Here is a 25,292-nt window from a genome sequence, read left to right on the forward strand (position 1 = left end):
CTAACATTTACGTCGCTGGGATGGATATAAAGACTAATTCACAGTTTTGGCTAAATTAAAGCCGTCCTATAAGGACGCGGCTTTAGACCCAGTTTTTCGGTAACAAACCACATTATATCTGTGCTGACACGAGATCTGTGGGGACATGGCAATGCCCTGTCCTTAGCCACTCGGAACCAGCTTGCCCAAATCTCCAATCCGTCCCCCCAATCCCCCACACCGTTGAGGCGCGCTACAATCAAAAATCGATCAACTTAGCACTCAGACTCAGAGAGTGCTAAATTTGCTAATGTAAGCGATTGGAGACAAACATGACCAAAATAGTTGCATTTAGCGACAAATCTCGCCGGGCACTAGAACGCGGCGTCAATCAACTCGCCGATGCTGTCCGCATCACCTTGGGCCCGAAAGGCCGGAATGTCCTATTGGAAAAGAAATACGGCGCTCCACAAATCGTTAACGACGGTATCACCGTTGCTAGGGAGATCGAACTCGAAGACCCCCTGGAAAATGCCGGCGCTCGCTTAATTCAAGAAGTCGCCTCCAAAACTAAAGATATCGCAGGCGACGGTACTACAACCGCAACGGTTCTAGCTCAATCCCTCATTCGCGAAGGTTTGAAGAATGTAGCCGCGGGCGCGAACCCAGTCGCGCTGCGCCGGGGTATTGAAAAAACGATCGCCCACTTGGTGCTGGAAATCGAGAAATTGGCGAAACCCGTGGAAGGGGCTGCAATTGCTCAAGTCGCCACTGTCTCCGCCGGTAACGACGAAGAAGTCGGCGCCATGATTGCCCAAGCAATGGAAAAAGTCACCAAAGACGGCGTAATTACTGTAGAAGAGTCGAAATCTCTGACAACAGAATTGGAAGTTGTCGAAGGGATGCAGTACGATCGCGGATATCTTTCTCCGTATTTCGTCACCAACACCGATCGCATGGAAGTTGAGTACGAAAACGCTCGCATCCTGATTACCGACAAAAAAATTAGCTCGATTCAAGAACTAATTCCAGTTCTCGAAAAAATCGCCCGCACAGGTCAACCGCTGCTAATTATCGCCGAAGATATTGAAGGCGAAGCTTTGGCAACTCTGGTAGTCAACAAAGCCCGCGGCGTATTGAACATCGCAGCAACGAAATCTCCTGGTTTTGGCGAGCGGCGCAAAGCTATGCTTCAAGATATCGCCGTGCTTACTGGCGGTCAACTGATTTCTGAAGAAGTCGGACTCAGCATCGATACCGCAACCCTAGAAATGCTCGGTACCGCCCGCAAAATTACGATCGACAAAGAAAACACCATCATTGTCGCTGGCGAAGAACACAAAGCTGACGTGCAAAAACGGATCGAGCAAATCCGCAAGCAGCTAGAAGCGACCGATTCCGACTACGACCAGGAAAAGCTAACCGAACGCATCGCCAAACTCGCCGGCGGCATCGCTGTAATTAAAGTCGGCGCAGCTACCGAAACCGAGCTCAAAGACCGTAAACTGCGTATTGAAGACGCTTTGAACGCTACTAAAGCTGCTGTGGAAGAAGGTATCGTTGCCGGAGGTGGCACGACGCTAATTCACCTGATTACAAAAATAGATGCGATCGCACATACTTTAGACGCCGAAGAACAAGTAGGCGCTGACTTGGTGAAGAAAGCTTTGGAAGCACCATTGCGTCAAATCGCAGATAATGCCGGTGTTGAAGGTTCCATCGTCATCGAGCGAGTGCGGGCGAGCGAGTTCAACATTGGCTACAACGCACTCACCGACGTGTACGAAGATATGATTGCCGCCGGGATTATTGACCCGGCTAAGGTGGTGCGATCGGCTTTGCAAAATGCCGGTTCCATTGCTGGTATGGTTTTGACCACTGAAGCTGTGATTGTCGAAAAACCCGAGAAGAAAAAAGCCGGCGGCGGCGACATGGGCGACATGGGCGGCATGGGCGGCATGGGCGGCATGGGCGGCATGGGTGGCATGGGCGGCATGGGCGGCATGGGCGGCATGGGCATGATGTAGTCTTCAGCCATTAGTCAGCAGTCATGAGTCTGTAGTCTGTAGGGTGCGCCATAATCACCATTGGTGTCAACAAGCGCATCTTCTGTAGTACCCGTCTGTTTGACGATTAGCGCAGCTTATCCCCCCGGCGCCCCCCTGATAGTCCGGGGGGACTTGAAGCTATCAAAGTCCCCCTTCTTAAGGGAGATGCAATGGGGATCGGGACTAAGCTAGAAGCGAGAGTTCTCATGGATTTTAAGCTTAAGTTGACACCTATGCAGTGGGCGCCTTACCCGATCGATAAACTAAGATTCTTCCAGGAAACCGCCTCTGGCCCCTCTCCCGTTCTCTTTTAAGACGAGGGAGTTACATTGTTGCTGTGCAAGTCTTGAGGAGATTGAAAAAGAGTTTCGAGATAAACTCTCGCAGCCTGGCGATAGCTGCGCGAAAGTTCAGGCGTACCGCTATCGGCATTCTGCAACAAAAACAGCGACAGCGCTGCGGAAAATACTCGGTCTAGATCCCATTCAGGATGGGTTTCCAGGTAAGTTTTGAGTGAATCGTGCAGCGTTTCGGGAATTTCGGCAAAAATACTGACTGTTGGGTTCATCATTTTTTTTAGTCTCGCTAATAAATTGAAAACAGAACCCCCCTTCGGCCGGATACAGGTGCAGGCACAGCCGAAATCAGAGCGCTTTTTTTTAGGTCGGTCGCATCATTGTGCGCTATCAGGGGGTGGGTTTGTCAATGTTGCGAAATATTACAAACTCCTTTATATAAAAAAAAGGTTTACCAAATAATAAGCTTTTCAGGACATTTTTTGTTACATATCTTTATATTTTGGGAGCTTTATGAAAGATTGGGCAGCAAGTTAACGAAATCCCCAATTCCGCAGCAAGATGCTACCGTGCCGTTAATTTCTGTGGAAAACTTTGTCTAATCTGTGGAAAAGCTCAGACTTGCCTGTGGAAACGCTGTGGAATGTTTAGGGAAAAGTCAGGGAAAAAATAAGAATTGCAAAGGGTATGGGGCATGGGGTATGGGGCATGGGGCATGGGGCATGGGGCATTGTTGACTGTTGACTGTTGAAGGTTGATTAATGTTATTGGTTATTTGTTATTAGCCACTGCAAAGGATTAACAACTGACAACTGACAACAGTCAACAGTCAACTGACTAAGTGCCACTCTGCTGCTTTTTGGCGGATGGTTGCCAATTCTTCCGGTGGCATTTTGTCGAGATTGGCTAAGATAAAGCTCATGCGACCGATCGACTGAAGTTTGTCCCGGTGGCGCGCGAGGAAATCCCAGTAGAAGAAGTTGAACGGACAGGCATTTTCGCCCGATCGCACTGTGCGATCGAATTTGCACCCCCGACAATAATCGCTCATTTTATTGATGTAATTGGCAGAAGCAGCATAGGGCTTCGACGCCAACACACCGCCGTCAGCAAACAAACCCATGCCCAGCACATTAGTCTGCATTACCCAGTCGTAGGCATCAATAAACGCACTGTGGAACCACTTTTCTAGCTGCTGGGGCGAGATTCCCGCAATTAGACCAAAATTGCTCACAATCATTAAGCGCTGGATATGGTGCGCGTAACCGCTGACTTCGACTTGAGTTAAAACTTGGCGCAAACAGTTCATATCTGTTTTGCTAGCGTCCCAAAAAAACTCCGGCAGCGGCTGAGTGTGGTTGAACCAATTCTTCTCAAAATAATCAGCATCCACGTAAAAATACATACCGCGAATGTATTCTCGCCAGCCCAGAATTTGGCGGATAAAACCTTCGACGCCGTTTAAATTTAAGTTTTTTTCTAAGTAGGCTGTTTCGGCCGCTTGAATAACTTCTAAAGGATGCAGCAAGCCAATATTGAGATACGGAGAAATTAGGGAATGCCACATTGTTTCCTCCCCCGTTACCATCGCATCTTGATAAGGGCCAAAAGCAGGGAGACACTGTTCGATGAAATGCTCTAATACTTGCAGTGCTTGCTCTCGCGTAACTGCCCAGCGAAAAGGTTCAATCTTTCCGTAAGTTGGGAAAGATAGAGATTTAACTTGTGCAATAACTTCTTGAGTTATGCCGTCCGGTTCAAACCATAGAGGTTTCGGTGTATCCAGTTTTCCTTTGGGTGGCTGACGATTTTCTTTGTCAAAATTCCACTGCCCTCCGACAGGCTTATTGCCATCCATTAAAACTTGGAAACGCTGGCGGCTGGCTCGATAGAAGTCTTCCATTAACAAACGTTTGCGGCTTGACGCCCAATCTTTGAATTCTGTTTCTGTCCAGAAAAAGTGATTGTTGGGAATTAGGGTAATTTTGCAGGGGAGTTGCAAGTTTTGAAGGATCTGTAAAAAAGGTCTCTCGTTCGGAGCCATCACCAGCACTTCGGTGATATTGTGAGCTTGTATCCAAGCTTTGAGAGGTGTTTCAAAGTCGCCCGATGTTTTGTAAGTGACTTGGCAGCCGCTGCCGCGCAATTCTTCAGCAAAGTGCCGCATTGCCGACCAAATTAATACTAATTTTTGTCGGTGGTAGCGACGCTGTTGAACGTGCTGCCAAGATTCAATTAAAATTACGGGTAGGGAAGATTTATCATCTGTGCGGTTGAGAGCAGCTTGGTTCTGCCAAAGTTGATCGCCTAATATCCAAACGCCAACAGTCATTTTACTTGTTTTACCCTAAAAGTTCTATTTTACTTTTTATGAGCGCTGGTTGTCTATTCACAAAAATTAATTGGGTGAAAAATCACCACCCAAAACTCATAATTTATCCGCTTGTGGCGAGAACGTACTAGAGCATAACATTGATTTCCAAAGATAGGGCCAGCGACCAGCAAATTTAAATTTTATGTCGGTGTATCCTTCAGATGTTAATAACTTGGTCAGCGTCTCTACTGAAAAAAATTTAATGTGACCGTTATCCCAAAGGACGGTAAAATGTTTGTCTAGTTTACCAGAAACCGCTAAAGCCAGATTTTTTAAATACCCGTGATAGGGTGTGGAAATAATTAGTCTTCCTCCGGGATTGAGGCATCTTTTGGCAGTTTTTGCTAGTTCTTTAGGATAAAGCAAGTGTTCGATTACTTCAATAGCTAAAACAACATCAAATGAGTTCAGAATATCGGTATCTGGGAGGTCGTAAATATCTGCTTGGATAAACTGACACTCGGGGAAACTTTGACTGGAGATGGCAATTCCGGGCGCAGAAGTGTCAACGCCGACAACTTCGCAGCCCTGCTCTGCGATAACGTGACTGAGGCTGCCATTGCCGCAGCCGAGATCCAAAACTCGGAGTTTTGTCTTGCTGGTGTGCTGAAGTGTCGCCAGCATTTCTAAAAGGGGAGATATCAAATAAGCGTGATGATATCTCGGACGGTTGTTTGTGTAATAATACGTATAATTGCTAAAGTTTTTTTTCATCGATGAAGCTATGGAGATTATTGCCGAGACCGCGAATTTATGGAGCGTGGGTGCACTGTTTGGGCCAAGGTTCCCCACATTAGGGTTGTCAGAGTCGATCGGCAGCTCGATCGTCTCATTCTTTTTGTTTGACAGGTGAATTATTGTCACCGAATCAACCGGATGCCAAAAGAAATCTTTCACAGGGTGCAAAATCTTGCATCGCCCATCTCTGGCCCATCTCTCGAAGGCATTCGGAAAGAAAAAGTCCGATCAAGCAAGAATTCTCTCTGTACACTAGCCGGAAACCGAACTTTTTGCTTGTTAATTGGGGGCGAGTGCATCCATGCGATTCTAGCTTCAAGCAACTGCGGTATGTCCACCCGATGCTTTTTCCAGCCTGAAAAATTGGCTCCTGGGCGATGAGGTGCCAGTCCCTCCGAGAATTGAGAAGGGAAGTGTGACCGAAATCACAGGCAGTGGCGAAACAAATTGCTGAGCATCTTTGGGTCTACAGACTTAGAATCGAGATTACTACAGTGGCTTCTATAATTGTGTTTAAATGTTGTTCTGAAGCGGTGTTCTCCAGTCAGCAGAGTCCCCTAGACAGATTCATGCTTTCGGTCTGGTTTATTTCACTTTAATGGTCGCTGTTGGGTGTTGCACCTTAATTTAGATATTTCCTATGGTTAAGTTAGGTCAATCCTCCTTTCGCCGTATTTTACTGTCGCGGATTTTGTTGCTCAGCGTACCTGTTCTACTGGTGGGGGAGTATGTTACCTATCGCAAGGCACGCTCGACGCTTCTGGAAACTGCTCGTCAAAACTTGACAGAAAGTGCAGTCAGAAAAGCAGACACTATTGAACAGTGGGCGAAATCGCTGAAGTCGAATCTGATCGGCGCTTCGGAAAGCTCGATGTTGCAGTCGGTAGATCCGAAGGATTATCAAAAGTTTATCGCCCAATTAGGGCAGCGGTTGCCAGCGCAGGTTGATTGCTTGCAATTGACTAATTTAAAGACAAATCAAGTGATAGCAAGCACTTGCGGGCAGCAGCCGATTCAGTCGTTGCCGGCAAAATTTTGGCCACCCGTACAGCAGCAGCAAACGCTGCTGGACGACAAGAGCGTTTACATCAGTCTGTCCTTACCTAAGCAACGACAGGGGACAGCAAACGATCAGAAGGTGGCTTTGGGGGCTGAGGATTTTCCTGGTGCGGGTAAAGAAGGCTCCGATAGCCAAGCGAGTTTGGTGTTGAGCGCTCCTGTTTACATTCGTCGGGGCAATACCCTGCAGTTGAGTTATGCTTTGAGTTTGCAGTCGGCTTTGCCTGTCCAAACCAGCGCTCCCAAGGGTTCTTTGGCCGGCTATACGGTGGCTATCGACCAAGATGGGACGATTTTGGCCCACCCGAATATCAACCGCGTCGGCCGCAATATCGCCCAAGAGGCAGATGCCGATCGACTAAAAAGTATTGTCAAAAGGGCGATCGCAGGCGGAACAGCTTTTCTCCACCTATTTTCCTTTGAAAGAAATGGTGTAGAGTTGCTAGCAGGATACGCTGCTATCCCGAGTCCTTCAACTAAACAGGAGAACAGCAAGTGGATTATTTTAGCTGTTTCTCGTTTAGATTACGCTCTGTCAGGTTTGGAAGAAATTCAGCAAGTTTTATTTAATTTAATTGTAGGTTTGGTTGCTGCTAGTATCATCGCGACTTTATATCTGTCTCGGGACTTGGCGCGTCCTGTGGAAAAACTCAGAGACTACGCGATGAAAGTAGATACGGAAGCGTCGCAGAAAGTCCCCCAAGATTTCCAAATTAGGGAATTCAATCAACTATCAGAAGCACTAAACAGCATGGTGCAGGGCCTCAGATCCCGGGCAAAAGCATTGGAAGTCGCAACCGAGGAAGCGCAAGTTGCCAATCAATTAAAAAATGAATTTTTGGGAAATATTTCTCACGAATTGAGAACGCCGCTCAACGGGATTATTGGTTTTATTCAAATTGTGCGGGACGGCTACTGCGATGACCGAGATGAAGAAATGGAATTTTTACAGCGGGCCCACGACTCGTCCATGCAATTGCTCAATATTATTAATGATATTTTGGACATTGCTAAAATAGAATCCGGCACCTTCTCCATGATGTTAGAAGTAGTTGATATTATTCAGGTACTTGAAGATGCGATTGATTTGCAAGCGACTCCAATCGAGGAAAAAGGCTTGAAGTTACGGTTGCCAGATCCTCATGATCCGATTATTGTTCATGCCGATCCAGAGAAGCTAAAACAGGTGTTTTTAAATGTTTTGAGCAATGCCGTTAAGTTTACAGAGTCGGGCAGCATTAATATATCTGTGCGGCTAGAGTCGAGGACTAATTCTGGTAGTTTTAACGGCAGTGGGGAAACTACGACTGGCACCAGCGGTCAAAGCGATTGGGTGGTGGTGACAATTAAAGATACGGGAATTGGTATTGAGCCCGAGAACCAGCAGAAATTGTTTCAACCTTTTGTGATGGCTGATGGTTCTACAACTCGCAGGTTTGGCGGTAACGGTTTGGGCTTGGCTATCTCGCGAAGGATAATGGAATCTATGATCGGAAGCATTACCCTGCACAGCGCGGGCGTGAATCAAGGTACTACGGTGATGATTTCTTTGCCTGTTAATCAGCAGTCAAGTTTTTATTTTCACAGCCCGGACTTAGTAACGGAAAAGGGAAATTTCAAAAGTTGAGGAGTGATTTTCTCAATCTAAAATCTAAAATCTAAAATCTAAAATCTAAAATCTAAAATCTAAAATCTAAAATGGTATTAGTGGCTGTCCGCCGAGTTCGAGGGATTTGCTCAAAGTGCTGAGAATGCGGATTAATTCAACGGAGGCGGAGCCGGAAGAGGTAGGACAGGAGGTATTAGTGTAGACGCAGTTGAGGAAGCGATCGCACACTCTCCTCAGCGGTTCTACTTGTTCTAAACTCAACACTTCGCGGTGTTTAAGGCTTGTTGGCTGCGGTGCGAGCGCACTTTCAAAAGAGTTATTCTCTTCGCCTCCCCAATCTGGATTGCCACGCTGCACAATCAGGGGAGTTTCTGGCGACATTTCGTCAAAAATCAAGGTTCCCAAACTGCCAACAACTGTTAAGCGCCGTTGTTTGTCGGGATTTAGCCAGCACAGGTGAATAAATGCTTGAAATCCGTCGGGATAGGTAAGCGTTACCCAAACTAAATCTGCTAGTCCTTCAGCAGGATTAGTAGTCAGCAGTGAAGGAGCCAATTGATTTTCAATTTCTGCTGTTTCTTGATTTATTCCTTTTTCCTTGTTCCCTTTTCGTGATTCCTTCGGAAAAACAGTGCCGATTGCCCTTACTTCAATTGGCGTTTGTTCCAACCAAGTATTGAAAATCGCGATATCGTGAATAGCTAAGTCCCAAAGGGCATCAACGTCATGGCGAACAGGTTCAAAATGGGTGCGCTGGGCGTAACCGTAGCGCAATTTTCCCAGTTGATGCTGTTTAATAATTCTTTGGCCTCGATCAACTGCTGGATGAAACAGATAAGTGTGGTCAACGAAGAGTTGCCGCTGCTGTTTTTCGGCTAATTGGCAGAGTTCTATGGCTTCCGTGAGGTTGAGGGCGAGAGGTTTTTCTGCTAAGACGTGGTAGCCTTGTTTCAGCGCTGCTGCTGCGAGGGTGTAGTGTGTGGAAGCTGGAGTGGCGATCGCCACAGCTTCCAGTCCCGGCAAGGCTTGCACTTGAGACCAATCGGTAGCTAGAATCACCGAGGCATCCAGATTAAACTGTTTTTGAACGGCCGCCAATGAATCTCGATTCGGGTCTACCACCGCTAAAACTTGGCTATTGGGATGTTCGAGAAAGTTGCGAATTAGGTTAACTCCCCAGCGACCTGCACCCCATACAGCTATTCCGATTTTCATTAATTATAATTTCAAAAATAGCACCGGAATTCTAGCATATTTTGTTATTATCTATGTTTTAATTAAAAAAAATCACGGTTGACTCTTGACTGTTGGGAGTAGTTATTGGTTATTGGTAGCAGCTAACAAATAACAAATCACTGCTAACACCAGTCAACTGTCAACTGACTAATGACTACCAACTAATTTATTGAAAGCTACCTGAGCCGCTGCTTGTTCGGCCGCTTTGATCGATCGACCTTTTCCCTCTGCTACCAACTTTCCCTGAATGAGAACTTCTGCTGTAAAACGATCTTCCCCGCCCTGCACTGTCCCGGTTTCTTGCACGCTATATTTGGGCAAAGTTTTGTATTTGCCTTGAGTCAACTCTTGGAGAGCAGCTTTGTAGTTTTGGCGGGCAGGATCGCTGCGGATTTCTGTCGCTAAGCGTTGAAAGTGAGAATCTAGCCAAGGGCGAATTAATTCTAAGCTCTGGGTACTCAAATAAAGCGCAGCCAGTACCGCTTCCAAAGCGTCGGCCAGTCGGGGTTCAGCGCCTGTTTTGTCCGAGGCGGCGCTGCTGGAAACAATTAAATAGCGATCGAACCCATAACTTTCAGCGATTTTAGCAAGAATGCGATCGCTCACCAAGATCGATCGAATAGCCGCAAATTCCCCCACTGTACAGTCGGGATAAATCTCAAACAACAATTCCGACGCAGCCAGTCGCACAACTGCATCCCCGACAAACTCTAGTTGCTCGTAATTTGCCTTAGCTGACGCGCTCGCATGAGTCAAAGCTAAATCGAGGAGATGCCATTTTATCGCATCATTTTTTTGCAGTCCCAATTTTTGAATTAATGTTTCAAGTTGCTTTTGGCGACCCGGATAAATCATACCATTTTAGATTTTAGATTTTAGATTTTAGATTTTATAATTGCGAATCACGGATGACTATCCTGGCTTGGAGCTTGTCTAAAGTTGCATTATTTTTTGAAAATGGTATCAGATTCATCTCGCCAAAAAGCTTTTCATTAAAAAACGAAATAGTCCTCCTGGTGCTTATGGTGAACCTTACCCAAAAGCAGTGCACACCTTTGCCAACATAAAACAGGTCGAAAGGATTTGTTGACCTTATTCCCAAGCGGTAATTTTAATTAAATGGGGGGGGAAAAAGTCGGACATAAGCCGGGTTCTGTTCTCTCAACTGCAAGCAGTTTTCGAGGGCAGTTATCTATCTGGGACGCCTGTTACCAGACGCCTCAAGCGGTACCAAAAAACGGAACTGGTAAAAAACCAACCATAGTTCCTCCGACCTTGCTCCCAACTGGGGTTTACCGAGCCAGCACCTCTCGATGCTGCTGGTGCGCTCTTACCGCACCTTTGCACCCTTACCCCCTCACACTTTGCGATGTTCGATGCTTGATTTTTGATTCAATCTCAAATCTCAAATCTTAAATCTCAAATCGGGGGGCGGTATCTTTCTGTGGCACTATCCTCACGATCGCTCGCACTGGGCGTTACCCAGCAAGTTTGGTTTTTCGGGAGCCCGGACTTTCCTCAGACAAGCTTTCGCTAATCCGCAACCGCCTGCGCCTACTTTTTCCCCAGATTTATTGTACGCGATCGTTCGTCAATCAATTTAAGATTTGAGATTGAAGATTTTAACTTGTCGCCCACTTAATTTAGGGATTTGTGTTTATTCAAACTCTTGTACGGTAGGCCCGAAAGCCCGCCCAACAATTGAATTTCCCTGCAACTCCCCTTAAATTCACTCACGGATGAATCAGGGGGCACAAAAGTTGGCAATTATCATACAAGGATTTAGGACACGGATTCAACTAGGGGCAGGAAACCTTTTTACCTAACAGGATTTAGAATTCTTCAATCTTGAATCCTAAATCTAAAATCTTCACTTCGGTTACTTTCTTGAGTCATCTTTCACAGTAGAAAAGTTTTCAAACCAGCCGCGCCGCCAAAAGAAGTAAACTAAAGCAGAGGCTATCGCTAGCATCAGCGTCCAACAAAGCGGATAGCCAAAATACCAATTCAGTTCTGGCATATTCAAGGGCGATTTCTCTGTATTGAAATTCATCCCGTATACTCCCGCCACAAAAGTCAGAGGAATAAAGATACTAGAAATCACTGTCAGCAGTTTCATAATTTCATTCATTTTATTGCCAACCGAGGACAGATAAACATCCATTAAACCCGAAGACAACTCTCGATAGGTTTCCACCATATCCATTACCTGCACCGTGTGATCGTAACAGTCGCGCAGGTAAATTCGGACCTCGGGACTAATCAAATCACTGCTATCTCGAATCAAAACATTAATTGCATCCCGCTGCGGCCAAATGGCACGGCGCAGAGTCAGCAATTCTCGCCGGATTTTATAGATTTTTTCCAGGGTTTTGCGGGTGGGGTTCACCACCACTTCATCCTCTAATTCTTCAATGCGCTCTCCGTAAATTTCTAATACTGGGAAAAATCCATCTATAATCGAATCTAACAAAGTATAAGCCAAATAATCTGCTCCGTGTTTGCGAATAATTCCTTGTCCTTTACGAATGCGATCGCGCACAGGTTCAAAGCAATCATAGTCCGGTTCTTCCTGAACAGTTAACAGGTAGTGCTTGCCCAAAATGAAACTTACTTGTTCTTTATGAAAAGTATCTAATTCGGGATGGAGCATCACCATCCAAGCAATGATTAAAATGTGTTCTTCATAGTCTACTACTTTCGGTCGCTGGGGAACATTAACTACATCTTCCTGAGCCATTAGGTGTAAATTAAACACTTCGCCCATTTGTCGCCAAGTTTCTTGGTTTCCCAATCCCAACATATCAACCCAAGAAACAGATTCTGTATCTAAATAAGGAGCAGCTATTCGAGGATTTGCCAATTTAGCGCGAGTTGCGGATGTTTCGCAATAGTCAATTAATACAATCTCCGGAGGCGGCGCATCTGGTTCTAAGTCGAGAGTTCCCGGCGGAGCCCCCGGATCATCATAAAAATAGTCAACATAGGAATCATCATCATCATCATCTTCTTCTTTAATTTGTTTGGCAACGGCACTAGAAGTATGTATGCTTTTGTATACCATGCTAATATTCCTGACTTTTAGAACCTTTAATTAGATTATCATTTTTCTGGTGCAACTACCAATTACCAATGAGTCATTACCTCTGCCGAATTGGAATCTCGATCGCGAATTCAGTTCCCTCTCCCGGCGCGGAAATGCACCGCAGCGTTCCCCCGTGTCTTTCCACCACAATCTGATAGGATATAGACAATCCCAAACCTGTACCTTTACCTACGGGTTTAGTAGTAAAAAACGGGTCAAATACCCGAGATTTAACAGACTCTGCCATTCCCGACCCATTATCTGAAATTGCGATCGCAACCCGATTGTTCTCCAACACCTCCGTGCGAATCCGAATCCAAGGCAATGCGTCGCAACTTAAAGGTAAAGTCGGAAAATCTTGCCCTCCCTCTTCCGAATAAGTCGCCAAGTCCAACTTCCTATGCCTGACATCCGCTAAAGCATCAATAGCATTATTTAAAATATTCATAAAAACTTGATTTAACTGTCCAACGTAGCACTGTATCGGCGGCAATTTTCCATATTTTTTAACTATTTCAATCGGGCGATTTCTGCCATTTTCTTTAATTTTGTGTTGCAAAATTAACAGAGCGCTGTCTATGCCTTCGTGGATATCAACACGCTTGATATCTGATTCTTCCAGGCGGGAAAAGTTGCGTAAAGACAGAACAATTTGCCGAATGCGCTCTGCTCCCGTTTTAATTGAATTCAGGAGGTGCGGGAAATCCTCTTTCATAAATCCCAAGTCTATTTCTTCAGCCAACTCTGCTATAATAGCAACAGGTTCCGGGTAATGTGTTTGGTACAAACTGCACAGTTCCAGCAAGTTTTTGGCATACTCACTAGCGTACATAATATTACCGTAAATAAAACTGACAGGATTATTAATTTCGTGAGCAATTCCCGCCACTAGCTGGCCCAAACCCGACATTTTTTCCGCTTGAATTAGTTGAGCTTGAGTCCTGCCTAATTGTTTCAATGTTTGCTCAAGTTGGCGATTTTTATGTTGTAATTGAGATTCGGCTTGTTTGCGTTTGGTGATATTGCGCGCGATCGCGATCGCTTGATTCGAGTTAAAAGGCAGCAATCTCGCTTCATAAGTTTCTTCTCCTGCGGGCATAGCTAGCGAATACTCTATATTAATTGGAGTTCGTTTTTCGGAAACTTCAAGCATTGCCATCTCGAATTCGCGGGCGGCGGTTGCGGGCAATATATCGGTCATTCGTTTGCCCAGAAAATACTCGGGGCTGAGGTAAAAATCCGAGGAATTTCCTGACAAGTAGTCCAAAATAAGGCCGTCAGCATTGAGCCGGAAATACAAATCTGGCAAGGCCAGGAAAACTGCTTCCAACTCGGAAGTTTTTTGGCGCAATGCTTCTTGAGCGCAGTAGCGATCGCTAATATCAAAAATCACCCCGTCCAAACAGCAAACGTTTCCATCTGCGTCGAACACAGGAGAACCTTTATCCCACACCCATTTAACCGTGCCGTCTGCTGCTAGCAAGCGGTATTCCAAATTATAAGACTGTTTGTTTTCTATTGCTTGCCGAATAGTGACTTCTACTTTTGCCAAATCTTCCGGGTAAATAATGCTAGCAAAAGTCCTACCTCCCCTGTCCAAAGACAAAATAAAATTCGCAGCAGGGTAGCCCGTTAGTAAGTAAACGGCATTGCTAATAAAACTTGTTGAAAAATCGCATTGCCAGCGATAAACTACTCCGGGAATATTCGCTACCAAAGACCTAAATCTAGTTTCGCTCCGGCGCAAAGCTGCTTCCGATTCATGGCGTTCTGTAATATCGTGAGCGAAAGCTAGCACTGCAAATATATTGCCCTCAGCGTCGCGCAGGGGCAGTTTTTGGGTGTCAAAAATATGTACAGAACCGTCTGCAACCGTGGCCACATCGCAGGGATTATGGACGATTTCACCTGCCAGTACAGCAGAGTCGTCAGTGCGAAAGCCTCGGATATTTTTTGCTGAGTTTCCAAATACTATATCTTCGGAAAATCCTAACTCTACATCTAATTTTCCAATAATTTCTTCGACTGTTTTACCGAGCGCTTGAGCGAAACTTTTGTTTGCCAAAATACAGCGAAAATTGTTGTCCTTGGCAAAAATCCAATCGCTGGTTTTGTCTATTACTGTACGCAGGAGTTGTTCGGAACGTTCGGTTTTTTCCAAAGAGGCTTGCAGTTGTAATTCCAGGCACTTGCGAGCAGTAATGTTTTCAAAAGCAACACCGACGCAGTTATTCGGTAATGGAAAAGCTTTAATAGAAAAAGCGCGAGTTATTCTGCCCGCTTCATCGCAGTCAATATCTTCAAGTTCTACGGCTTTCTGGCTGCGAATTACCGAAGCAAATGCTTGGGGAATGTTTTTCGATCGCAGGTGGGGAAAAATCTCGTCGATTGTCATTCCCAAAACATCCGCCATTTCTAATCCGGTAAACAGGGTAGCAGCGGGATTCGAGGCGATCGCCCTGAGGGTGCTGTCATCGTCTATGTTTTCTAAATGGTAGACGTATAAACCAATTTGCATATTCTCGACAATTTGGTCGTAGAGGCGCACGCTTTCGTCTACCTGTCTGCGTTCGGTGATATCTTCAGTAATACCTAAAACGTACTGAGGGCGGCCTGCAGCGTCGAGAATTGGCACTTTGCGGGTGTGCAGTATTCTCATACCTTTGTGGCGAGTTTGGATCGGCTCTTCGGCTATGTCTTTAACAGTAGATTGGTTATGATCGCCGGTCAATATTTCCCTGTCTTGAGCAGTGAAAACATCAGCTTGTTCTTTGGGGTAAATATCGTAGTCATTTTTGCCGATCGCCTCTTGAGAGGTAACACCTGCGATCGTTTCTCCCGCTTTATTCCACAGCACAAATTTCAGCGAAGAAGCATCTTTAGCAAAAACTCCCACCGGCAGGTTTTCTACTACGGAATTTAGAAACCCTCTAGCTGATTTTAATTCAGCTTCTGCACGCTTGCGTTCGATGCCTAAAGCGATGACATCTGCCACCGACGCTAAAGTTTCCTGAAAAGGTGCTGTCAGCGGCTGGCGGCTGATAATTACCATGACTCCCACCAGCCGTTCTTCGACTATCAAAGGGTAGCCTGCGAAGGTGAGAATTAGCTTGGGAATTGGGCAATTTGTCGGCTTTTGATTGGTGTTGATAATTGCTACTTCGGAACTTTGCGCCTCAGTTGCTTTCGCGGATTCTTCCTCTGCGAGTCCAAAATTATTCAGTTCAAATCCGCAGTCAAATTCTGGTTTTTGCTGTTTAGCGATCGAGTTAACCTTACTTTCAATAAAGCTAGCCCGATCGTCTGTGCGGCTGTATATTCCCGAGGCTGCTTCCAATTCCCAAACATTATGTTGAGAGTTGAAAGTCCAAATTTCGGCCGAAGCGACATCGAGATTCCGCACCATTGCCTCGCAGCAGGGAAGCAGGATATCTTGAGGGTGTTTCGTGAGGGCAATACCCACATCGGCTACCATTGCTGTGAGGCGAGAAGCTTGGGCTTTTTCTGCTTCCAACCGTTTGCGATCGGTGATATCTTCCACCAAAGAAAGCACGGTAAAAGTGTCGCCACTACGAATAATTGAATTGAACCAGCGACACCAAATTACCTGTCCGCTTTTAGTATAGTTGCGGTTAATTGAAGTATTGCCGTTGCCCGTGGCTAGTTCAAGCTCGATCGCGCTTACAGCCTCTCTATCTTCCTCGCAAACCAAAGCCAAATCGCCGAACTGCTTGCCCATCATATCATCGGATGTCCAGCCAAAGATTTCCTCGGCGCGTTTCGACCACTGAACGATCCGAAAATCTTCATCCCAGCCCACCATTGCCAAGGGACTGTTAGCTGCATTCAACCACAATAAATGGTTCGATCGGCGTAACTGTTGAGTTTTCTGCTGCTGCCAGCGGTAGTGCCTGGTGATATCTCTACCGACGCCCAAAACCCGCATCTGGTTGCTAGAAGCATCCACCACTGGCGTGTAAGCAGTTTCGTAAATTTTAATCCCGCCGTCTGCCGCCGTCACCTCATGAATAGCCAGCCGTTTTTCCCCGGTTATAAATACTTGTTGCAGGCAAGAATCAATCTGCGAGATTATATTTTTTATCCAGAAATTATTTGGGTATAATTTCAATAATTCCTGATTAGTTTTATTGACTATTTCAGCAGGCTCCAATCCCATCCAAGCAGCAGCAATAGGATTGATCGATAGGTAATTTTGCTGTCGATCGCACTCTAGGAAAGCATCAACAGAGTTAGAGAAAAAAGACTGAAACGAGTTGATAACTTCCTGCATGGGTATTTTTTCATGAGAAAAGCTTAGTATTATGGAAACCTCGTGTCTTTAGACTCATATATTGCACCATTTTCAATAAGCTTTTATGGGCCGGCAAGATGCCCACCCCACAAGAAATTAACTCTTTGTGGAACAGGCCGGAAAGCCTGTTCTTGAGAATTGTGCAAGATGTGAGTAGAGTGATCGAGGTAGCACGCATCAGGCAGTTTTCACCGCCTTGAATATTGATTATTGCTACACAGGGCTACTTGGTCGCTTGGTACTTTTGTGATCTACTTTCAACGGAACAATTACCGTTTCAAACATTTCACCCGCGATCGCATAGCAGCTTGGGCTTACACCCATATTTTTGATAACGTAATCAGTTAAGACGATAGCTGGTCAACTCTCTCTTTTGATTAGGACATAAAGCCCCATCTCTTCCGAGGGGGGTGCTGACTTGGTTAAGCTGTAAAATTTTCCTAAAGTTAGTTTAACCCACTCAAATCTTTTTGGGCACTGTACTGCTGCGTTTCCCGGTGCAATTTTCGGCGCTGTTGCCTAGAGTACAAAAATTTTCAAGAAATAGTATTTTGGGCAATAGAGCTTAATTACAGCAGATGCTCTTTTTTTAAACCAGACCCAGCGGATACAAAAGTGCGATCGAGAGACGGGGAGACGGGGAGGTGCGGAAAGGTTAATCCACAACCTGCAAGAAAAATACTTCAGAAATGCCGGACAGCTTACCGATTCCCAATTCCCAATTCCCGATTCCCAATTCCCAATTCGGTAATCTGAAAGCGGTTTGGCAGTACGCGAAGCAAAGAACGCAACCCGTGCAAAGCCATGTAACATAAAGATTGCGATATTTTTAATATGTAATATGGAACTATTAGATACCTTGATTGTGGGTGCGGGTATTAGCGGTTTGAGTTTGGCGCACGCACTTCACAAGGAAGCAACGAGTGCATCGCCGCTGAAGATTTTAGTCGCTGAGAGTCAGGGACGTGTGGGCGGGAACATCACCACTGTGACAGGAGAGGGCTTTCTCTGGGAGGAGGGCCCCAACAGTTTTTCGCCGACGCCGGAATTGATGAAGTTGGCTGTGGATGTCGGATTGAAGCAGGAGTTGATTTTTGCCGATCGCAAATTGCCTCGTTATGTTTATTGGCAAAAAAAGCTGCAACCGGTGCCGATGACTCCACCGGCGATGATTCAGTCTCAGTTGCTGAGTTTTCCGGGGAAACTGCGGGCGTTGTTCGGCGCTTTGGGGTTTGTCGCGCCGGCAATGGGCGCTGGACTTTCGCAGCAGCGTGACGAGGAAACTGTTTCTCAATTTTTCCGCCGTCATCTGGGGACGGAAGTGATGCAGCGGTTGGTGGAACCTTTTGTTTCTGGGGTTTATGCCGGCGATCCGCAACAACTTAGCGCGGCGGCGGCTTTTGGCCGGGTAGCCAAGATGGCTGATATGGGTGGCGGGCTGGTGGCGGGGGCGCTGCTTTCTGCTAAAAACAGACCGAAGAAAATCTCTGCAGACCCGAATGTTCCTAAAACTAGGCCGGGGGAGTTGGGTTCGTTCAAACAGGGGTTGAAGGCTCTGCCAGAGGCGATCGCTGCTCAATTGGGCGATCGAGTCAAACTCAACTGGCACTTGACTCGCCTTGAACGTACAGAACGCGAAACTTACATTGCTGTATTCTCGACGCCCGACGGACAGCAGGAAGTTGAGGCGCGCACCGTGGTTTTGACAACGCCCGCTTACGTTACAGCGGATTTGTTGCAGCCTCTGCAACCGAAAGTTAGCAGTGCTTTACAAGCTTTTACTTATCCTACGGTTGCCTGTGTTGTCTTAGCATATCCGCAGTCGGATGTCAAGGGAAAATTAGTAGGTTTTGGAAATTTAATTCCGAGGGGGCAGGGAATTCGCACTTTGGGGACGATTTGGACATCGAGTTTATTTGCCGATCGCGCGCCTGCAGGGTGGCAGACTCTCAGCAGTTACATCGGCGGGGCTACTGATTCGGAAATTGGCAATCTCGACTCAGAACAAATCGTTCGGGAGGTGCACCGAGATTTGTCTCGGATTTTGCTGAAACCAGATGTGCCACAGCCCAAAGTTTTAGCGGTGAATGTGTGGAAGCGGGCGATTCCTCAGTACAATTTGGGTCATTTCGATCGCCTGCAACAAATCGATGAGGGTTTAAAATCTTTGCCTGGGGTGTTTTTGTGCAGCAACTACGTTGGCGGCGTGGCTTTGGGAGATTGCGTGCGAAGGGGTTTTGATCGTGCACGAGAAGTGGGCGAGTATTTGCAGAACAAACAATCAGATACTCGATCGATCTGAATGATTGTGTGGGGAGGGCGGGTTTACAAATATCGAGTATGTTAATCCGAGATATTGGTGAACCCGCACCTACAGCCTTCTGCCTTCATATCCGCTGCCCAATGTTACTAGGTTGTGGGTTCAAACTTGTAACCCACGCCTCGGACGGTTTGAATCATCGGCATTTGATTGGGATCTAGTTCAATTTTGCGGCGAATTTGACCTATATGGACATCCACCACGCGATCGGCTCCTACATACTCGTAGTCCCACACTTCATGCAGCAATTCCGATCGCCTCCACACGCGACCTGGTTTGCTGGCCAAACAGTACAGCAGGTCGAATTCTAAAGCAGTCAAAGCAACTATCTGACTGCCGAGAATTACCTCGCGGCGAACCGGATCTATTAGTAGCTCTCCAAAAGTAAGAGTTTGTTGTTCGGCGGGAGTAACAATGCGTTTGCGCTTCAAAATTGCTGCAACGCGAGCTCCAATCTCTACAAGACTAAAAGGTTTAGTAATGTAGTCGTCAGCACCTTCGGCAAACCCTTTCATTTTGTCAGCTTCATCGGTTCGGGCAGTCAGCATCAACACAAACACGCCCGTGCGTCTTTGCATTTCTTGACACAGTTTGTAGCCAGTTGTATCAGGTAAATTTACATCTAGAACTACTAAGTCAGGATTGAGTTGCTCAAATAATTCCAGACCAGTCTGACCGTCCTCGCCAGACTCAACTTGATAACCTTGCTGGCTCAAAAAACGGTGAATTAAATTTCGGATTGCCGGGTCGTCATCAACCACAAGGATTTTTACAGGGGCCATGACCACAAGTTTGCTTGAAGAATTAGGCAAGAATATTCAGCCATAATAATAGAAAACTGGATACAAATCTCGAAAAAATTGAGCTTTTAATAGTTATAGCCATATTTATAACCTACGCAAAATTTCAGGCAATAAATCTCCGGGAATTTTGGATAAGGCTAAATTTTGGCCTGGCAGCCCACATTCACTATAGAAAGCTCTAATCGTTTTGACAATATAGCTCAATGCTGTTTGCCGGGAATCAGCAGCTTGGGAGTTTGCCGCGGCTTGCAGGTTGAGTTTATCCCCATATGTTAACCCTTTGTCATTGAGATATTGCCCCCATTCGGCACACACTTGCAACTGGTGGTGCAGTGCTGCTTCTAGATGGCTTGTCTGTGCGACTTTGTTAGCGGCGAAATTTGGGTCGGTGGCTAGTTGATAGTGGGCTAGTCCGAGATTGTTGCGGGCGGCCAAGGCGTCAAAGGTGAGTTGGGTTCGATCGAGCTTTCCGGCGATATCCAAGGCGGCTTCGTAGGCGGTAATCGCCTGCTGCAATGATTCCGTCCGCGCCTGTTTCTGCTGAAACTGGTTCGCCAAATGCCAATAAGCGGTACCGAGATTATTGTAGGTGGCGGCGGCTGCTGCAGGTACTAATTCTCGGGTACGGTATTTCAATGCCTCGCGGTAGGCGGAAATCGCCCTGACTAGCAGGGGTTCTGAGGGTTCGTGCTGGGCGAGGTTCCAGCAGGCTGTACCGAGGTTGTTTTGTACTCCGGCATAGTTGAGAGGTTCTCGTTCGGGACTGTAACAGGAGAGGGCTTGGGTGTAAGCTGCGATCGCGCTTTTGAGATATACGATCGGCTCACCATCTTGGGCTAAATTCCAGTATGCTGTCGCCAAATTATTCTGAGCAGCAGCGTACTGCTGAGGCTCCACGGCGGGGTCTAGATCCAGCAGCGCTTGTTGGTAAGCTGCAACTGCGTGCTGCAAGTTCTCTGTCTTGTCTCGATAGCGGGCTAAATCGGCCGAGGCGATTCCCAAATTTTTGTTTAATCTAACGCGGGTTTGGGGTACGGTTTCGGTATCTGTTCGGTTCAAACCTTCAAGGTAGAGGGCGATGCTGCGTTCAAGGCAGGATACCGGATCGGAGGCGTTATGCTGCGTGCGATCGCGCGATAGCATCCAATAGAGAGTGCCGAGATCGTTAAGCAGATCGGAAATTGGCGGTAGGCTGTTGGACTCCTGGGCGTACTGAGTTAAATTTTGTGTCAATTGGGCAATCAGCCGCGCGCATTCTTCAGTTAGTGGTTGATTTTGCTGCGAGTTGCTGTCAACGTCGAGATACGCAATCACTTGTTCGATCGCGCGAATGGCGATTGTCAGGTTTTGCTCTGAAACGTCTCCGCCCAGAATGCGATCGCGGTAGTAATTTCCCAAACTGTGGTAAGCCAAAGCCAATGCTTCGGAACAACACTGATGTTCTTGCAGCAGTTCGATGTATTGCAGAGTTTGCAGCGGCAGAAAATTCTCCTCTGATGAGGCATTATTTTCGGCGGCCACATCCTCAGAAGCGGCTGCTAGCACCAAATCTGCCAGTTCGACGGATTTAGAATCTGGCGCTGGGGACGGGGGAGGGGAAATTCGTGGGGATTGTTCGTCCTCTGTCAGTTGGACGGATTTAGAATCTGGCGCTGGGGACGGGGGATAGGAAATTGGGGATTGTTCGTCGGGAATTGGGGATTGTCCAGACAAAGAAGGTATTAAAAGTTGGTTGCCAAAGTCTCCGTTGTCCCGTAAGTTTCGCAAGTCTCCGGAGTGCCCGAAGTCCTCAAAGTGCCCGAAGTCTCCCTTAGCTGGAGTTGGTTCGCCTTCAAACTCAAATACTCCGGTTCGCCAGTGCCAAAATTCCGGGGCCGATTGTTCGATCGAACTTAGCCAGGGCCGCGACACCCACAGCAACAGAGTAGATTCGCACATTTCCAGGTTTGCTTCGATGTCTCTCAAATAGCTCAGGAACGACCACTGCACGGATGCTGACTGCCTGGTCAGGTGTTCTGCCCCGAGAATTTGAAATCCCGGCAAAGGGCTGTAGCTGCCCCTGTTTTGTGACGGTGGGTGTTGGGTCAGCCACGCGGCGATCGAACCCCAAGGATTTGGATCGCTCAAGTCGAGTTCCAAACTGACAAATCGGGGGTAGTCGATCACGGAGCGAGGATCTGAGCCTGCGCTCTCTGCAGCTAATTCTGTCTGCAAGCGGGCTGCCAGACAGTCCCGCAAGCACAAGTCGTCGCAGGCGGCAATAAAAATTTGACGGCGTAAATTGAGGTCGATCGCCTGTTTCAAGCGTTGGTATATCAGCTTGTTCGAGCTAGAAACTGTTTGGGAAGGAATAGACATCACGGTCAGCCGATGTTAGATTTTAGATTTTAGATTTTAGGTTTTAGATTGTAGATTGTAGATTTTAGAGTTGAGAGTTAAAATCTCGATCGCTCATAACTCACAACTAAGCCCCGAAGGCAGTCAATCGCACCCGTGATGACTAAAGGATTGTAGATTTTCAATTGGCAATTTTATGTGGGTGGCGAACCAGTGTGATTAATTGCAACCCAAGTCCCTGAACCCAACAGCCGAGAGGAAAAAACCCAATTTCTGCTTGTCTTATTTAGCTTTCCAGCTCGCTCGGCACGCTTCAGGATTGTCGCAACTACCTGCTTTGTATTGAAACACAAAAACCATGTTTCCATTGGTTGGAAAACATGGTTTGCTGAAGGATTATTTAAAATTGCGATTTGAAGCAGCTTTGAGTCTCAGCCCAGCTTTTAGACGGAAGCAGCCACAAATACCAAACCAGCGACCAACATGGCTGCTGCAATTCCCATAATGATATAGTTCCGTTGCTGGTTCTTGTTGGGAGGTTCGGCGCCGTACACCTTCGGCTCTTTAGCAAAGTTGTTCAGGCGTCCATCGTCATCTTTGATGTAAGGCATCAGTCACAATCCTTAATATTTTTGATGTTTACAACTGTACCAAAAAAGCGCCCAGGAAAATTCGGCCATTTATTTGGAGGTGACAGTGCCTGTTTGGGGAGAAGAGGCGATCGCGTAATCTTTGACCGGCATTCTTCCTGCTAAGTACGCCATCCGCCCCGCTTCTGCTGCCATTCCCATTGCTTTGGCCATTGCGGGGGAATTTTGGGCATTGGCGATCGCGGAATTAATCAACAGTGCATCGGCTCCCATTTCCATTGCTCGGGCTGCTTCGCTGGGCGTTCCGATCCCCGCATCGACTACCACCGGAACATTTACCGTGTCAATAATTATTTGAATGTTGGCCGCATTATTGATCCCTTGCCCGGAACCGATGGGCGAACCTAAAGGCATGACTGTCGCACAACCGACTTCTTCTAGGCGTTTTGCCAGCAAGGGATCGGCATTGATGTAGGGCAAAACGGCAAAACCTTCTTTAACTAATTGTTCTGCTGCTTCCAAAGTGCCGATCGGATCTGGCAGCAAATATTTAGCATCGGGAATCACTTCTAACTTGACAAAATTATTGTCTTCTTGCCCTAAAAGTTTCGCCATTTCCCGGCCCAAACGAGCTACTCTAATTGCCTCATCCGCAGTTTGACAGCCGGCAGTATTTGGCAGCATCCAAATTTTAGTCCAATCGAGAGCCTCTGCCAATCCTTCATGGCCGGGAGCATTTGTTTGCACTCGCCGCACAGCTACAGTCACAATTTCGCACCTGCTAGCGTTGACACTTTGCTGCATTTCTGCAATGCTGCGATATTTTCCCGTCCCCGTCATCAAGCGAGAATGAAAAGTTTTGCCGGCAATAATTAGAGGTTTGTCTAAAGGGGGCGTTGCTGTATCTACTGGATAGCCAAAAATGCTGTACTCAAGTGCCTCTTCCCACTGTGTTCTGCCACCCATCATCTCTTCAAGCTTCCAACCTTCTTCTATTGTGAGATCGTCGTGGCTAACAGCATATAAAATTTGCCCTACAGTAATTAATTTAGCATCTCGCGGCATATTGTTCTGCAATCCCCGCACTACAATCTCTTTAAATTCGCTGAAATGATCTTCCATTGTTCCACTCTTCCCTTGTGATGATTTGAATTTGTTCACTGTTAACAACAAAAAATATTTTTTGAATTTGCTTTTCGGTATCCCAAAACAGAGCTTGTTTGATGCCAGCGTTGATTTTCCCGACATCATAATTTTCTCGATTGATGTGAAAAACAACGGCTGATGCACCTTGCTTTTTGGATCTACTGATGCCTTCTTGCACTCTGTCTCTGATGTTTTGAGTCTGTTCAGTCAACTCCTTAAATTCGCAAATCTCACCGTCAATCTCAGCGTCTGGCGTTCTCACACCTTCTGCTGCTTGCTCGCTCAACATTCTAACTCTCTTCCCTATTTTAGCCAAAACTTCCGCAAGAAATATTTCCGAATTATTAAGATTATGTTGTTGGTGAATTAGCACAAATCCGCCAGCTATCTCATCAAAATAATATCGCCGATATTCTGGTTCGGCATTTTCGTAGATGGCTCTGCTTGTTTCGATATATTCTGAATTCACCGTTATTATACTGTCAATAGACTCCGAGCGGGTAGAGTTAAATGTATGAAAGCAACTGTTGAGCAACTGGCTAAAATTGGAATATTTGCCAGCTTAAACCAAACTGAATTAGAGCGATTGCAAGAACACACAGTAATTCGGACTTACCGACAGGGAGAAGTTGTGATGTATGAGGGCGATCGCATCCCCGAAAAATTATACACTCTTTTGAGCGGTTCTCTGCGAGTTGCAAAAACAGCGGCGGCGGGCAAAGAAACAATTCTCCGCACTTTATTTCAGGGAGATATTTTTGCCGCACCTGCTTTGCTAGGCAATGGCATTGCCCCCGCAACGGTGACGGCAGAAACTGATGTGGAAGTTCTTACCACAGAACGGGAAGTTTTGCTAGCAGCAATTCGGGAAAATCCCGAGATTGCTTTGCGAATATTGGCGGTTTTCAACCAGCGGTTGCAGCAACTGCACGAGACTGTGCACGGGTTGGTGTCGGAAAGGGCGATCGTGCGGCTGGCCCGATTTATTCATTACTTTGGGATCGAGCAAGGTACGAAGATTGCGGATAATAGTGTATGTTTAGAAAAACGTTTTCCCTACTATCAAATTGCTCGCAGTATTGGAATTACCTACGAAGAATGCGTGCGGTTGTTTAAGAAACTCAAGCCGTTTGTATCCTACAGTCGAGGCGGTAAAATTATTGTATTGGACTGGAAAAAATTGGAGGATATCGCCTCTGGAGATGAAATAGATTAAATGTTAAAATCTCCATTCTTGTAAGGGCGGGTTTCACAAACAATATTTGACTGCCACTCACTATCTATATAAACCCGCCCCCCACAACCCGTGAATTGGGGCGGGTTTATCAGATTATTGATTTTCGGCAATTAGGGTTGGTAA

16 protein-coding genes and 1 other RNA gene are annotated in these 25,292 nt (G+C 46.4%); 4 read left to right on the forward strand and 13 right to left on the reverse strand.

Annotated features, from left to right (window positions below):
• Positions 1-311 precede the first annotated feature (311 nt).
• Positions 312-2,006 (forward strand): chaperonin GroEL, encoded by a 1,695-nt coding sequence (gene groL, locus QT994_RS21585; protein ID WP_333046885.1) that lies wholly within the window; start codon positions 312-314, stop codon positions 2,004-2,006.
• Positions 2,007-2,337: 331 nt separating this feature from the next.
• Here groL and QT994_RS21590 read toward each other — a convergent pair whose 3' ends face one another.
• The 3 genes from QT994_RS21590 to QT994_RS21600 all read right to left on the reverse strand — a co-directional run bounded on the left by QT994_RS21590 (position 2,338) and on the right by QT994_RS21600 (position 5,411).
• Positions 2,338-2,595 (reverse strand): DUF2811 domain-containing protein, encoded by a 258-nt coding sequence (locus tag QT994_RS21590; protein WP_333046924.1) that lies wholly within the window; start codon positions 2,593-2,595, stop codon positions 2,338-2,340.
• A 557-nt stretch (positions 2,596-3,152) separates the two neighbouring features.
• Positions 3,153-4,655 carry a cryptochrome/photolyase family protein gene (locus tag QT994_RS21595; RefSeq protein WP_333177993.1) on the reverse strand — a complete coding sequence of 501 codons (1,503 nt, stop codon included), beginning with the start codon at positions 4,653-4,655 and terminating at the stop codon, positions 3,153-3,155.
• Between the two features lie 96 nt (positions 4,656-4,751).
• Positions 4,752-5,411 carry a class I SAM-dependent methyltransferase gene (locus tag QT994_RS21600; RefSeq protein ID WP_333046883.1) on the reverse strand — a complete coding sequence of 220 codons (660 nt, stop codon included), beginning with the start codon at positions 5,409-5,411 and terminating at the stop codon, positions 4,752-4,754.
• Positions 5,412-6,075: 664 nt separating this feature from the next.
• On the opposite strand from QT994_RS21600, the gene QT994_RS21605 reads away from it, so the two are divergent.
• Positions 6,076-8,121: an ATP-binding protein gene (locus QT994_RS21605; RefSeq protein WP_333177996.1), complete on the forward strand. Its 2,046-nt coding sequence runs from the start codon at positions 6,076-6,078 to the stop codon at positions 8,119-8,121.
• A 66-nt stretch (positions 8,122-8,187) separates the two neighbouring features.
• On the opposite strand, the gene QT994_RS21610 is transcribed toward QT994_RS21605, so the two are convergent.
• The 5 genes from QT994_RS21610 to QT994_RS21630 all read right to left on the reverse strand — a co-directional run bounded on the left by QT994_RS21610 (position 8,188) and on the right by QT994_RS21630 (position 16,715).
• Complete coding sequence (locus QT994_RS21610; RefSeq protein WP_333177999.1) at positions 8,188-9,318, reverse strand: Gfo/Idh/MocA family oxidoreductase; 1,131 nt, start codon at positions 9,316-9,318, stop codon at positions 8,188-8,190.
• A gap of 168 nt (positions 9,319-9,486) precedes the next feature.
• Positions 9,487-10,194, reverse strand: coding sequence for a ribonuclease III (rnc, locus tag QT994_RS21615; protein ID WP_333046880.1), 708 nt, complete (start codon positions 10,192-10,194; stop codon positions 9,487-9,489).
• 272 nt (positions 10,195-10,466) lie between these two features.
• Positions 10,467-10,900: RNase P RNA component class A (gene rnpB / locus QT994_RS21620), an RNA gene on the reverse strand.
• Between the two features lie 318 nt (positions 10,901-11,218).
• Positions 11,219-12,403 carry a magnesium/cobalt transporter CorA gene (corA, locus tag QT994_RS21625; protein ID WP_333178002.1) on the reverse strand — a complete coding sequence of 395 codons (1,185 nt, stop codon included), beginning with the start codon at positions 12,401-12,403 and terminating at the stop codon, positions 11,219-11,221.
• 76 nt (positions 12,404-12,479) lie between these two features.
• On the reverse strand, positions 12,480-16,715 hold the full coding sequence (locus QT994_RS21630; RefSeq protein ID WP_333178005.1) for a PAS domain-containing protein: 4,236 nt from the start codon (positions 16,713-16,715) through the stop codon (positions 12,480-12,482).
• Positions 16,716-17,577: 862 nt separating this feature from the next.
• Between QT994_RS21630 and hemG the strand changes: the two genes are divergently transcribed.
• On the forward strand, positions 17,578-19,038 hold the full coding sequence (gene hemG / locus QT994_RS21635) for a protoporphyrinogen oxidase (RefSeq protein WP_333178008.1): 1,461 nt from the start codon (positions 17,578-17,580) through the stop codon (positions 19,036-19,038).
• Between the two features lie 107 nt (positions 19,039-19,145).
• Here the strand turns inward: hemG and QT994_RS21640 are convergent, their stop codons facing one another.
• From QT994_RS21640 to QT994_RS21660, 5 genes are all read right to left on the reverse strand, one after another.
• Positions 19,146-19,838 carry a response regulator transcription factor gene (locus QT994_RS21640; protein WP_333059446.1) on the reverse strand — a complete coding sequence of 231 codons (693 nt, stop codon included), beginning with the start codon at positions 19,836-19,838 and terminating at the stop codon, positions 19,146-19,148.
• A 105-nt stretch (positions 19,839-19,943) separates the two neighbouring features.
• Positions 19,944-22,217: a hypothetical protein gene (locus QT994_RS21645; RefSeq protein WP_333178011.1), complete on the reverse strand. Its 2,274-nt coding sequence runs from the start codon at positions 22,215-22,217 to the stop codon at positions 19,944-19,946.
• Between the two features lie 422 nt (positions 22,218-22,639).
• Entirely contained in the window at positions 22,640-22,807 is a 168-nt protein-coding gene (gene psb34, locus QT994_RS21650) for a photosystem II assembly protein Psb34 (RefSeq protein WP_333046874.1), read from the reverse strand.
• A gap of 69 nt (positions 22,808-22,876) precedes the next feature.
• Positions 22,877-23,908 carry a thiazole synthase gene (locus QT994_RS21655; RefSeq protein WP_333178014.1) on the reverse strand — a complete coding sequence of 344 codons (1,032 nt, stop codon included), beginning with the start codon at positions 23,906-23,908 and terminating at the stop codon, positions 22,877-22,879.
• Entirely contained in the window at positions 23,883-24,401 is a 519-nt protein-coding gene (locus tag QT994_RS21660; RefSeq protein ID WP_333046872.1) for a CdiA C-terminal domain-containing protein, read from the reverse strand. The genes QT994_RS21655 and QT994_RS21660 overlap by 26 nt, the downstream gene beginning before the upstream one ends.
• 45 nt (positions 24,402-24,446) lie before the next feature.
• On the opposite strand from QT994_RS21660, the gene QT994_RS21665 reads away from it, so the two are divergent.
• Complete coding sequence (locus tag QT994_RS21665; protein WP_333178017.1) at positions 24,447-25,148, forward strand: Crp/Fnr family transcriptional regulator; 702 nt, start codon at positions 24,447-24,449, stop codon at positions 25,146-25,148.
• The last annotated feature ends 144 nt before the right edge of the window (positions 25,149-25,292 follow it).

This window comes from Microcoleus sp. S13_B4 (assembly GCF_036700885.1).
In the GTDB taxonomy this organism is placed as follows: Bacteria; Cyanobacteriota; Cyanobacteriia; order Cyanobacteriales; family Microcoleaceae; genus Microcoleus.